The sequence below is a fragment of the Streptomyces sp. M41 genome (assembly GCF_043673425.1).
Classification (GTDB): domain Bacteria; phylum Actinomycetota; class Actinomycetes; order Streptomycetales; family Streptomycetaceae; genus Streptomyces.
Map to the genome: position 1 here is coordinate 53,874 of NZ_JBIMKE010000011.1, position 12,048 is coordinate 65,921.

6 protein-coding genes are annotated in these 12,048 nt (G+C 73.9%); 4 read left to right on the forward strand and 2 right to left on the reverse strand.

The annotated features are described in order from the left end of the window. A complete protein-coding gene (locus tag ACHBTE_RS16355; protein ID WP_394724594.1) occupies nt 1-1,374 on the reverse strand; it encodes an ABC transporter substrate-binding protein in 1,374 nt (457 codons plus the stop codon). An 804-nt stretch (nt 1,375-2,178) separates the two neighbouring features. Then, nucleotides 2,179-6,384: an FtsK/SpoIIIE domain-containing protein gene (locus tag ACHBTE_RS16360; protein WP_394724719.1), complete on the reverse strand. Its 4,206-nt coding sequence runs from the start codon at nt 6,382-6,384 to the stop codon at nt 2,179-2,181. 367 nt (nt 6,385-6,751) lie between these two features. On the opposite strand from ACHBTE_RS16360, the gene ACHBTE_RS16365 reads away from it, so the two are divergent. The 4 genes from ACHBTE_RS16365 (at nt 6,752) to ACHBTE_RS16380 (ending at nt 12,026) form a co-directional block, all read left to right on the forward strand. Beyond that, on the forward strand, nt 6,752-8,467 hold the full coding sequence (locus ACHBTE_RS16365) for a serine/threonine-protein kinase (RefSeq protein WP_394724595.1): 1,716 nt from the start codon (nt 6,752-6,754) through the stop codon (nt 8,465-8,467). Nucleotides 8,468-8,660: 193 nt separating this feature from the next. Further along, nucleotides 8,661-9,911 carry a serine/threonine-protein kinase gene (locus tag ACHBTE_RS16370; RefSeq protein WP_394724596.1) on the forward strand — a complete coding sequence of 417 codons (1,251 nt, stop codon included), beginning with the start codon at nt 8,661-8,663 and terminating at the stop codon, nt 9,909-9,911. A gap of 91 nt (nt 9,912-10,002) precedes the next feature. Continuing rightward, nucleotides 10,003-11,109 (forward strand): peptide chain release factor 2, encoded by a 1,107-nt coding sequence (gene prfB / locus ACHBTE_RS16375; RefSeq protein WP_394724597.1) that lies wholly within the window; start codon nt 10,003-10,005, stop codon nt 11,107-11,109. 290 nt (nt 11,110-11,399) lie between these two features. After that, nucleotides 11,400-12,026 carry a hypothetical protein gene (locus ACHBTE_RS16380; protein ID WP_394724598.1) on the forward strand — a complete coding sequence of 209 codons (627 nt, stop codon included), beginning with the start codon at nt 11,400-11,402 and terminating at the stop codon, nt 12,024-12,026. Nucleotides 12,027-12,048 lie beyond the last annotated feature (22 nt).

Below are 12,048 nucleotides of genomic sequence, written 5' to 3' on the forward strand. Positions count from 1 at the left end.
TCAGTTTCCGTACGCCGCGGCCGCGTCGGCTTCCAGCTTCGCCTGCGTCCCGGCGACGTCCGACGGGTTCTTCAGGAAGTCCTGCAACGCCTTCCACTCGCCCTTGCCGGGCGTGCCGCCGAACGCCTGCGGCGCCTGGTCGGACATGTCGAAGCGGAAGTCGTCACCGGAGTCGATGAGCGCCTTGGCGATCTTGCGCTGCACCTCGTTCGGGTACGCCGAGTTCTCCACGTTCTTGTTCGGCGAGAGGTATCCGCCGAGCTTCGCCTGGATGGTCGCCGCGTCCGGGGAGGCGAGCCAGGTGGCCAGGGCCTGCGCGGCCTTGGAGTCCTGGAGGATCACGGCGGCGTCACCGCCGGAGACGACGGGCGCGGTGTCACCGACGGCCGGGAACGGGAACACCTTGGCGTCCGTGCCGACCTCCGCCTTGGCCTGGACGATGTTGACCTGCGCGAAGTCACCCTCGTAGACCATGGCGGCCTTCGGCTGGTCGCCGCCGGTGAAGACCTGGGTGACCGACGCCGGGAAGTCCGTCTGGAGCGCGCCGCTCGCGCCGCCCGCCACGTAGTCCTTCTTGCCCCACACCTGGGCGAGCGTGGTGAGCGCGTCCTTCACGGACGGGTCGGTCCACTTGATCTCATGCCGTGCCAGCTGGTCGTACTTCTCGGGACCGGCCTGGGAGAGGTAGACGTTCTCGAACCAGTCCGTGAGGGTCCAGCCCTCCGCGCCGCCCACGGAGAACGGGGTGACGCCCGAGTCGTACACCGTCTGCGCGGTGGTGAGCAGCTCGTCCCACGTCTTGGGCTCGGTGGCCCCCGCGTTCTCGAAGACCTGGTTGTTGTACCAGATCAGGGACTTGTTGGCGGCCTTGTAGTAGACGCCGTACTGCTTGTTGTCGACCTTTCCGATGTCCTGCCAGCCCTGGGAGTAGTTCTCCTGGAGCTCCTTGATCGTGTCGGCGCCGAGCGGCTTGGCCCACTTCTTGTCGACGGCCTGCTTGATCGCGCCGGGCTGCGGCAGCATCGCGATGTCCGGCGGCTGACCGCCCGCGACCTTCGAGCCCAGGAAGTTGATGATCGGGTCCTGCGCGGGCACGAAGGTCACCTTGGCGCCCGTGCGCTTCTCGAACTCCGCGAGGACCTTCTTGAAGTTCTCCTGCTCGGCTCCGGTCCAGACGGCCGCGACCTCGAGGGATTCGCCGTTCAGCTTGGGAAGGGTGACGGTGCTGCCGGTCTGCTGACCGCTACCGCCCTGTTCGTTGCCGCCGTCGTCATCGCCGCCGCAGGCGGTCAGCGAGAGTGCGAGAGCACCCGCGGCCACCGCTGCCGCGGTCCTGGCGGCCCTGCTTGTCCGGTTCTTGCTCGTGCTGCGCATCACTGCCCCGTTCTTCGTGCCTCGTCGAACGTTCGAGCGCTGTCCCGTGCGGTCTGGTCTACGCCTTGGCTCTGAGGGCGGCAAGACCGCGTCATGTGTCAACCCGGGGATCGTGACCCCCTCGTGACCAGGCACCCCGCAGGGACGACGCCGTCGCGGGGGACGCGACCCCCGGATCCCTGGTATCGGCCCGGACGGGGCGGTCCTCAACCCCCATCGGAGATCTCTGGCGGGATCGGGGTCCCTGGCGGGATCGAGCGGTGCGGTGAGCCGTCCGCGCAGGGCGAGACGAGCAGTCCTCCGCGCAGGGCGACACGCCGACTGCCCGGGATCGGACACGGCCGCGGCGATGCGGCGCGCGAAACCGCCTTGCGGTGGTGTGACCGCGTGAGGTGCCCCGACCTCGGGGACCCCGACTGCCCTTGACACGGCCGACCCGGGCGGCGTCACAGCAGTGACGGGACCTCCGTGGCCGACACTTCCCGTGCCGCCCGCTCCGGGGCGCTGGCCGGCAGGGCCGGGTCCGTCGGCCGGTTGCCCAGCTCGTGCGGGTGCCTGGCGCGATCGGGTGGGTGCGGGAAGCGGCCGTGGGGTGGTGTGGCGTGAGGGCTCGACCTGGAGCGCGTCACAGCAGTGACGGGACCTCCGTGGCCGACACTTCCCGTGCCGCCCGCTCCGGGGCGCTGGCCGGCAGGGCCGGGTCCGTCGGCCGGTTGCCCAGCTCGTGCGGGTGCCTGGCGCGATCGGGTGGGTGCGGGAAGCGGCCGTGGGGTGGTGTGGCGTGAGGGCTCGACCTGGAGCGCGTCACAGCAGTGACGGGACCTCCGTGGCCGACACTTCCCGTGCCGCCCGCTCCAGGGCGCTGGCCAGCAGGGCCAGGTCCGTCGGTCCGTTGCCCAGCTCGCGGACCGGACGCCGGGCCGGTGGGTCGCCCATCCGGTGCCACTCCAGCGGTACGACGGTCGGCCGCAGCGTCGCCGTCCGCGGGATACGGCCGGTGACCCGCCCGCCCTGGAACGGCACCGCTCTGCCGTCCGCCCAGGTCAGCCGTCCACGCCCGGGTGCCGGTTCGTCCGGCCCCGCCGCCACCGCGTCCAGGGTGACCCGTAGCGTCGCGCGTCGCGCCGGCTCGGATTCCGCCGTACGGCTGTCCAGTCCGGCGGCGGCCACCAGGTGCACGCCGAGCCGCTCGCCCTCCCGGGCCACCGCCTCCAGTGCGCGTATCACCGAGCCCGCCGCGGGCCGGCCGGTCGACCCCAGCGCCGGAGAGATCAGCGCGTCCAGGTCGTCCACGACCACGACGAGCCGGGGCAGCGGCGGTACGGCCTCGGCCTCCGCCTGCCGTCGGGCGGCCCCTGGCCGCAGGCGGATCGTGGAGCTGGGGGGTGTGTCTAGATCGCCGGTGTGATCACTGGGACGGCCGCCGGAGCCGGTGCCGCTGTCCGTGCCGGGGCTGGACCCCGTGTTGGTGCCGGCTCCCTTCCGGCCGCCGCCCGCCCCTGTCCCTGCCGAGCGCTGGGCGATCATCCGGCCCGACAGCTCACGACCCGTGTGCCACTCGGTGAAGTCCGAGCGCCCGAGCAGCTCCGCGCGCCGCTTCAGCTCGGCGCTGAGCGACTGGGCGAACTCCCGCATGCGGACGGGGTCGTTGGCGGTGAGATGGGTGGTGACATGCGGGACGTCCGTACAGACCCGCAGTCCCTCGCCGTGGGCGCCGCCCGAGCCCACGCCGTCCCGGCCGTCGATCAACACGACGCCCAGCCGGTCCGGCCGCTCCGCCGCGGCGAGCGACGCCACGACGGCGCGCAACAGCTCCGTACGGCCGCTGCCGGGCGGCCCCTCGATCAGCAGATGCGGTCCTTCGGCACGCAGATCCACGCCGACCGGACCGCGCGGTCCGGCGCCGAGCACGGCACACGCCCGGCCGCCGAGGGCCTCGGTGTCATCGGCCGCGTCGGCCCAGCGGGCCATCAGCGACGCCGGGGTGGCCCGGGCCAGCCCCAGCTCGTCCAGCAGCCGCGCCGCCTGCGGCAACGGCACGGACACGCGCGCGTGCCGCTCCCCGACGGCACCCTCCGTCCGCAACGGCGCCAACGCCCGCGCGAACCGCTCCGCCCAGGCCGGCGAGACGGCGTCCACGACGGCCACGGTGCCGGGGCCCACCGGACCGTGGTCGGCGGAGGGGGTGACGGGGGAAGGCGTCGGATCCTGGCCGACGGGGTTGTGGTGCGGGGTGGTGTGGGGGGTGCCGTGCGGGGTGCCGGGACCGACCGCGGTGCGGGCGTCGGTGCCTTGGTGGGCAGGGCTGTCGGCGGCGCCGCGTGTCTGGGGGCCGTGGCCGACGGCGCTTGGGCCCGTGGCTCCGTGTCCGCGGGGGTCGTGTCCGCGCGGGTCGTGTTCGGCCGGCCTGTGGCTCTGGCCCTGACTGTGGCCGTGGCCGTGGCCCACGGTGCCGTGTCCGGGGGTGCTGTTCTCCGCCGGGCCATGGTCGGCCGTGGTGGGGCCGGCGGTGTCCTGGTCGACCGAGCCATGCCCGGTGGCGCTGTGGCCGACGGGCTCGTGATCGCCGGCCGTGTGCCCGACGGGGCCGTGGTCGCCGGTTGCGGGTCCGGCCGCGCTCCGGCCACCCCCGCGCTGGTCCGCGAAGTCGCGTCCGCCGACACCGCGATCGGCGGCACCGGCAGGGGCTGGTCCGGCTCCCCGCGGGGCTGGCCCCGCTCCACCCGGCGCCGTCCCCGCCCCGCCCTGCGCGGCATCCGCCCCGCCGGTCCGCGCGACCCGCATCAGCCGCAGTGCCGTGGCCACATCGCCGCTCAGCAGGGCGACCGCCCCGCACTCCCGGAACGTGGGCGACACCGTGCACGCCGCCTCGTAGGTCTCCGTCACCGGCGACGCGGGCGACGCCGAGGCCGTCTCGGCCAGGCACACGACATGGATCCCCGCGGTCGGCCCCTCCAGCGCGAGCCGTGCCACCGCCTCCCGCACATCGGCGCCCCCGGGATCGCCGTCCACGACGACCACGGTGTACGGCCCGGCGAATCCGCCCGCCGAGCCGGCCGGGTCGTCGGCCAACGCCCAGGAGGGCCGCCGGACGGCACCCTGCGCCGGTGCCGGGCCGCCCATGCCTCGCGCGGGGTCACCGGCACTGCCTGCGGCCTCGCCGCGCGTGTCCGTCGCCATGTCCTCCAGGCGGCGCAGCAGCTCTTCGGTGCGGGCCATGGCCTGTTCGCGGTCGTAGGCCAGCAGCAGACGGCAGTCCTGGCCATGGCCGGGGCGGACATGCGGGAGCCAGCCCAGCCAGGCCCACTCGGCGGTGCGCTCCTGCACGGTGCGGGAGCGGTCCGTGCTGATCAGGACCAGCTCCAGCACGTCCGGCGAGTGCAGCGCGGCGAGCTGGGCGATCACCGCACGGGCCAGCCCCGAGAGCCGCTCGCGGGGGCCGGCCAGCCCCAGCGCCCCGGCCTCCCGCAGATCGGCGGTCACCGGCACCGCGGGCAGCAGCCCCGAGCCGTCGGGTGCCGTCCGGTCGGCCGTGCCGAGCCGCACCGTGAGCGCCTCGGGGTGCCCGGGTGCGCGCTCCCACAGCCGGGGCCCGGGGCCGAGGGCCGTCAGCAGCAGGGACGCGGGGTCCGGCCAGGTGTCCGGCAGCCGAGGACCGCGCGTGACGGAGGGGAGGTCCCTCGTCTCGGCCGGCGAGTCGTCGTCGGGCCTGCCGCGCCGGGCGGCCGTGCCCTGGTCGCCGCGTCCGCCGGTCAGCCGCCGCGCCCACGCACCGAGCCCACCCCGCTTGCGCACTCCGGGCGGTACGTCGGTGCCCCGCAAGGGGGTTCCCTTGCGGCGACCGCCTCCCGTCCCACCGGCTGCGGGCCGGGCTCCCTCGGAAGCATCGGCCGTACCGGACCCACCGAAGCCGTCGGAGGCATCGAATGCACCGGACCCACCGGACCCACCGCTCGCCTCGGACCCACCGGACCCACCGGACCCGCCGCCCGCACCGAGCCCATCGCTCGCACCGTACCCATGCGCCGTATAGCCGCCATCGGACGCCTCAGACGGAGAGGACCGCCGTCCGTCCCGCCCGCCCCCGCCGACCCCCGCGCCATGCGTCTCGTCGCCCCGCGGCCCCGGTGGCAGCGGCCTCTGGGACCCGCCCTGCCATTCGATCCGCGGCGCCCCGCCCTGCACCGGCACGACGGGCGGCTCGACCCCACCGTGTCCGTGTTCCTGGGCGGACGAGCCACCGCCGTCCGCCACGCGCGCGTGAGGCACCGTCGCGCCGGCCCGGGCCGACCCCACCGCGCCGTCGCCCCGAGGGCCGGCGGCACCGACGGCCGCGTCGCCCACGCCCCGCCCGCCCACGGCGGGCACGCGTGTGTGCCCCTCCCCGTCCGGCTCCGTCGGCACCCGCGTCCCCGGTCCGCCGGCCGGAGCCAGCCGCAGCGCGGACTCGCCGATCCGCAGCAGCGCACCCGGCGCGAACCGCACCGGGCGGGTCGTGACACCGGAGCCGTCCAGTGTCGTGCCGTTGGTGGAACCGAGGTCGGCGACGGAGACGCGGCCGTCCGCGGCGACCGTGACCGCGCAGTGGAGGCGGGAGACGTCCGGGTCGTCGAGTGGGACGTCGGCGTCGGCGGAGCGGCCGATGCGGATCTCGCCGCCGTGCAGCAGATGGACGCCGCCCGCGTCCGGGCCGGCCACGACATGCAGCTGGGTCGGGGCGTCGTCCAGCTCGGGGTGTGGTTCGGGTGCGAGCGGGGCGCCCAGGGAGAGCACGGCGCCGTCCGTGAGCGGGGGCTCGCCGAGCGTGCTGCGGCGGTCGTCCAGGCGCTCGGCCCCGGCGTAGAGCACGACCGGGCCGTCGCCTCCGGACACCGCCGAGGCGAGTGCCGACGCCACCGCGGCCAGGGCCGTGCCGGCGGGCGCCGTGACCAGCACGTCGCAGCTCGCGGCGCGGCCCCGCGCCGGGGCAGGTGGGGCCAACGGGTCTACGACGGTCAGCCGGATCTGCATCGGCGTCAGCGGTCCCTTCTGCGCGGGCGCGGACCGGGGCCCGGCCGGGCCCTCCCCACGCCACACGAGCACATCGGCCAGTACTGCACGCATCCTCGCACCTGCCACTGACACCGCGCCCCCCGCCCGAAGGCAAGTGATCTTGATTGGTCGGCTCTGCCCGCAAAAGTGCCTGACAGTTGCCTTACCGGCGATCGCTTGAGATCGGTCACGTCCGCTTCGGGCAACCGGGAGACAGAGGCGAGCGTCTTTCCTTCGAACATGTACGGGAAGCCGTACGTAAGACGCACAGAATGACGACAGGCCGGTGCCCCGGGGGACGGCACTACAGTGGGTCGGAACGTAGGCAAGCAGCAGGGAGCGCGACGTGCGGCCGGTAGGCAGCAAGTACTTCCTCGAGGAGCCGCTCGGTCGCGGCGCCACGGGGACCGTCTGGCGAGCCCGCCAGCGGGAGACCGCGGGCGCCGAGGCGGCCGTGCCGGGCCAGCCCGGCGAGACCGTCGCGATCAAGGTCCTCAAGGAGGAGCTTGCCAGTGACGCCGACATCGTCATGCGCTTCCTGCGGGAGCGGTCCGTCCTGCTCCGGCTGACCCACCCGAACATCGTCCGGGTCCGTGACCTGGTCGTCGAGGGCGAGCTGCTGGCCCTGGTCATGGATCTCGTCGACGGCCCGGACCTGCACCGCTACCTGCGCGAGAACGGCCCCTTCAGCCCGGTCGCCGCCAGCCTGCTCACCGCGCAGATCGCCGACGCGCTGGCCGCCAGCCACGCCGACGGCGTCGTCCACCGAGACCTCAAGCCCGCCAACGTCCTGCTCCAGCAGAACGACGGCCAGATGCACCCGATGCTGACCGACTTCGGCATCGCCCGGCTCGCCGACTCCCCGGGCCTGACCCGCACCCACGAGTTCGTCGGCACGCCCGCGTACATCGCGCCGGAGTCCGCCGAAGGCCGCCCGCAGACGTCCGCCGTCGACATCTACGGCGCCGGCATCCTCCTGTACGAGCTGGTCACCGGGCGCCCGCCGTTCGGCGGCGGCTCCGCCCTGGAGGTCCTGCACCAGCACCTGAGCGCCGAGCCGCGTCGCCCGTCCACGGTCCCCGACCCGCTCTGGACCGTCATAGAACGCTGCCTGCGCAAGAACCCCGAGGAACGGCCCAGCGCCGAGAACCTCGCCCGTGGCCTGCGCGTCGTCGCCGAGGGCATCGGCGTGCACGCGAACTCCGCGCAGATCGCCGCGGCCGAGGGCGTCGCCGCGCTGCTCGCGCCCGACCCCGCGCCGACGACCGTGCCCGGCTCGGCCGACCCCACGCAGGTGCTCCAGCACGGCGCGGGCGCCTTCGACCCGAACGCCGCGACCAGCGTGATGCCGCACACCGGCGCCCCCGGCCCGGCGGGCGCGGCGGACCCCACGGCCGTACTGCCGAACACGGGCGGCCCGGGTGGCCGCGGCGCCGCCGACCCGACGGCCGTCATGCCCTCGATGCCGCCGGGTCCGCCCGGACAGCAGCCGGGGCAGCCCGGCCCCGAGGACCCGCACCCCTGGCAGAACCAGCTGCGCGCCGCCCGGGACCGCAACGAACAGACGCAGGTCCAGTACCTCGACCCCGACCAGGACCCGCTGCGCCGCCGCCCCCAGCGGCAGGTCGCCCGCCCCCAGCAGCAGCCCCGCCCGCAGCAGCAGCCCCGCCGGCAGCAGGGCCCGCCGCAGGGCCGCCAGCAGGGGTACGGCCACCCGCAGCAGCACCAGCCGCAGCCGTACGCCCCGCCGCACCAGCCCCAGCAGCAGCCGCAGCGGTACGCCCCGCCGCCCACGCCGCAGCCGCAGCGCCCGCAGCGCGAGCCGCGGCAGCGCAGCGCGAACCGGATGCGGATCCCCGGGCTCGGCTGTCTGAAGGGGTGCCTGTTCACGCTCGTCATCCTGTTCGTCGCGGGCTGGCTGATCTGGGAGCTGAGCCCGTTGCAGGAGTGGATCGGCACGGGCAAGGGCTACTGGGACCAGCTGAGCGACTGGTTCAGCACCGTCACCGGCTGGATCGGCGACCTGAGCGGCAGCTCGGGCGGAGGATCGGGCACCGGCTGACCCAGGACGGCGCGGCTGCCGCCAGTTTGGAAATTTGTCGACATCTGGCGGGTGATTTCCGCCGCCGCGATGAAGGTTGGTCTGCCGAGCGCGTAGTTTTGTCGACCGGGGTTCCCGGGATTGTCGGCTGGGGGTCCGGGGGTCATCCCCCGGAATGACGCAGCAGCGACACAACGCGTCGGTAGGAGCAGTCTTGGCACGGAAGATCGGCAGCCGGTACACCGCCAACCAGATCCTGGGGCGGGGCAGCGCCGGCACGGTGTGGCTGGGCGAGGGGCCCGAGGGGCCCGTCGCCATCAAGCTGCTGCGTGAGGATCTCGCCTCCGACCAGGAGCTCGTCGGGCGCTTCGTGCAGGAGCGGACGGCGCTGCTCGGCCTGGAGCACCCGAACGTCGTCTCCGTGCGCGACCTGGTGGTCGACGGCAACGACCTCGCGCTGGTCATGGACCTCGTCCGCGGCACCGATGTGCGCACCCGCCTCGACCGCGACCGGCGGCTGGCGCCCGAAGCGGCGGTGGCGATCGTCGCCGACGTGGCGGACGGACTCGCGGCGGCGCACGCGGCCGGGGTCGTGCACCGGGACGTCAAGCCGGAGAACGTCCTGCTGGACATGCAGGGCCCGCTCGGACCGGGCGGCTCCCACCCCGCCCTGCTGACCGACTTCGGCGTGGCGAAACTCATCGACTCACCGCGCCGCACCCGCGCCACGAAGATCATCGGTACCCCGGACTATCTGGCCCCGGAGATCGTCGAGGGCCTGCCGCCGCGCGCGGCGGTCGACATCTACGCGCTCGCCACGGTGCTGTACGAACTGCTGGCGGGCTTCACCCCGTTCGGCGGCGGGCACCCCGGCGCCGTACTGCGCCGCCATGTCACGGAGTCGGTGGCGCCGCTGCCCGGCATCCCCGACGAGCTGTGGCAGCTGATCGTGCAGTGCCTGGCGAAGGCCCCGGCCTCCCGGCTGCGGGCGTCGGAGCTCGGGGCCCGGCTGCGGGAGCTGCTGCCGCTGGTGGCCGGGATGCCGCCGCTGGACGTGGACGAGCCGGACGCCGAGCCCGCCGAGGAGGAGCCGCCGGCCGTCCAGGAGACCGCGGGACCGGGCGCCGGCGAGGAGCGGGTGCGGCGGCGCGGGGCGGTGCCGCTGGTGCCGGGGGCCAAGCCGGCCGACTCCAACCGGGACACGCATACGTCGATGAGGGTGCCGGCCCCCGATGAACTGGCGGGCGGAGCGCGGGGCACGGCGCGGGTGCCGAGGCCGGTGGGTGCGCCCCGGCCGGGTTCCGCCCGGCACCGCGCGGTGGCCCGGCGCAGGCGGATCGCCCTGGGCGCCGCGGCCGTGGCCCTGGTGGCGGCGGCCGTGGTGGGCACCTGGCTGGCGACCTCGGACGACGACGCCGACGCCACCCCCCAGGACACGAACAACTCGGCCCCGGCGACCCCCTAGGGGGCGTCTCCCCGCCCCCTGGCTCCCCGCGCCCTCCGTCGGCCGAGGGCGCCCGGGCCGTGCCGCCCGGCGGAGCCGTTACGCTGGAGGCGTGGCAGTCGTCGATGTATCCGAAGAGCTCAAGTCCCTCTCCTCGACCATGGAGTCGATCGAGGCCGTTCTGGACCTCGACAAGCTGAGGGCAGACATCGCCGTGCTCGAGGAGCAGGCGGCAGCGCCGTCCCTGTGGGACAACCCGGACGAAGCGCAGAAGATCACCAGCAAGCTGTCCCACCTCCAGGCCGAGGTGCGCAAGACCGAGGCGCTGCGCGGTCGTATCGACGATCTCGCCGTGCTCTTCGAGATGGCCGAGGAGGAGGACGACCCGGACACCCGCGCCGAGGCCGAGTCCGAGCTCGCCGCCGTCCGCAAGGCACTGGACGAGATGGAGGTGCGCACCCTCCTCAGCGGTGAGTACGACGCCCGTGAGGCGCTCGTCAACATCCGCGCCGAAGCCGGCGGCGTCGACGCCGCGGACTTCGCCGAGCGGCTCCAGCGCATGTACCTGCGCTGGGCCGAGCAGCGCGGCTACAAGACCGAGATCTACGAGACGTCGTACGCCGAAGAGGCCGGCATCAAGTCGACCACCTTCGCGGTCCAGGCGCCCTACGCCTACGGCACGCTCTCCGTCGAGCAGGGCACGCACCGGCTCGTGCGCATCTCGCCCTTCGACAACCAGGGCCGCCGGCAGACGTCCTTCGCCGGTGTCGAGGTGCTGCCCGTCGTCGAGCAGACCGACCACATCGAGATCGACGAGTCCGAGCTGCGCGTGGATGTGTACCGGTCCTCGGGCCCCGGCGGCCAGGGCGTGAACACCACCGACTCCGCGGTGCGGCTCACCCACATCCCCACCGGCATCGTCGTCTCCTGCCAGAACGAGCGGTCGCAGATCCAGAACAAGGCCACCGCGATGAACGTCCTCCAGGCCAAGCTGCTCGAGCGGCGCCGGCAGGAGGAGCAGGCCAAGATGGACGCCCTCAAGGGCGACGGCGGCAACTCCTGGGGCAACCAGATGCGGTCCTATGTGCTGCATCCGTACCAGATGGTCAAGGACCTGCGCACCGAGTTCGAAGTCGGCAACCCCGAGGCCGTGTTCAACGGTGAACTCGACGGGTTCCTCGAAGCCGGAATTCGCTGGCGCAAGCAGCAAGAGAAGTAAATTTGTCGACAAGACAACTGCCGCCGTCTCGGCGGCAGTTGTCTTGTCTGTGCCTGCATGTCTGGGTTTTACATCACACTCACAGCCTCCAACCCCCGGCATAGCTCCCGTAATTGGACATGGCGCCCGCAAACGCCCTTGACGTGTCTTTGAAAAATGGGAAGGGTAAAGCGCGGCATGCGTATCTCTGGGGCGCATGTGAACCGGGGGGCTCACATTCGGCTACTCCCGTCGATCACGGCCCCGAGCGCCGCCTCACTGACGATTCAGCTACTGGGGGTAGCAACCACATGACGAAGAAGACGCGGGTCCGTATCGCGCGAATAGCGGCCGGTGCCGTGATCGCGGCCGGCGCCTCGCTGACCGCCGCGGGTGCGGCGTCCGCCGCCCCGAACGACGACGACTGCATCCTCGGCATCTGCATCGGGGACGACGACCCGAGCGACCCTCCGGTCCCCACCGACCCGCCGACGGACATCCCGACCGACATTCCGACCGACCCGGTCCCGACCGACGAGCCCACGGTCGACCCGACCGAGCCGACGCTCGAGCCGACCGAGCCGACGGAGCCCACCGACGAGCCGACCACCGACCCGGCGGACCCGGGTGACGACGGCGACAACGGCGGCGGCAACGACAACGGCGGCGGCAACAACGGCGGCGGCAACAACGCCGACCCCGACGGTGGCACCTCCCCGCAGCAGGAGGGCTCCTCCGGCCTCGCCGACACGGGCTCGGACGCCAACACCGGCACGGGCACCAGCACCTCCGCCCAGGGCGGTGGCGGCGAGCTCGCCGAGACCGGTGCCGCTCAGACCACGTTCCTGCTGGTCGGCGCTGCCACGATGATCGCCGGTGGCGTGGGCTTCCGCATCCTGCCGCGCCTCGTCGGCGGCCGTGGCGGTGCGGCTGCCTGACGGTAGCCGATCCTTACGCGGT

Bases quoted from the DNA above. Each gene is read 5' to 3' on its own strand.
- ACHBTE_RS16355 (WP_394724594.1), bottom strand. From the start codon at position 1,374: ATGCGCAGCACGAGCAAGAACCGGACAAGCAGGGCCGCCAGGACCGCG.
- ACHBTE_RS16360 (WP_394724719.1), bottom strand. From the start codon at position 6,384: ATGCAGATCCGGCTGACCGTCGTAGACCCGTTGGCCCCACCTGCCCCG.
- ACHBTE_RS16380 (WP_394724598.1), top strand. From the start codon at position 11,400: ATGACGAAGAAGACGCGGGTCCGTATCGCGCGAATAGCGGCCGGTGCC.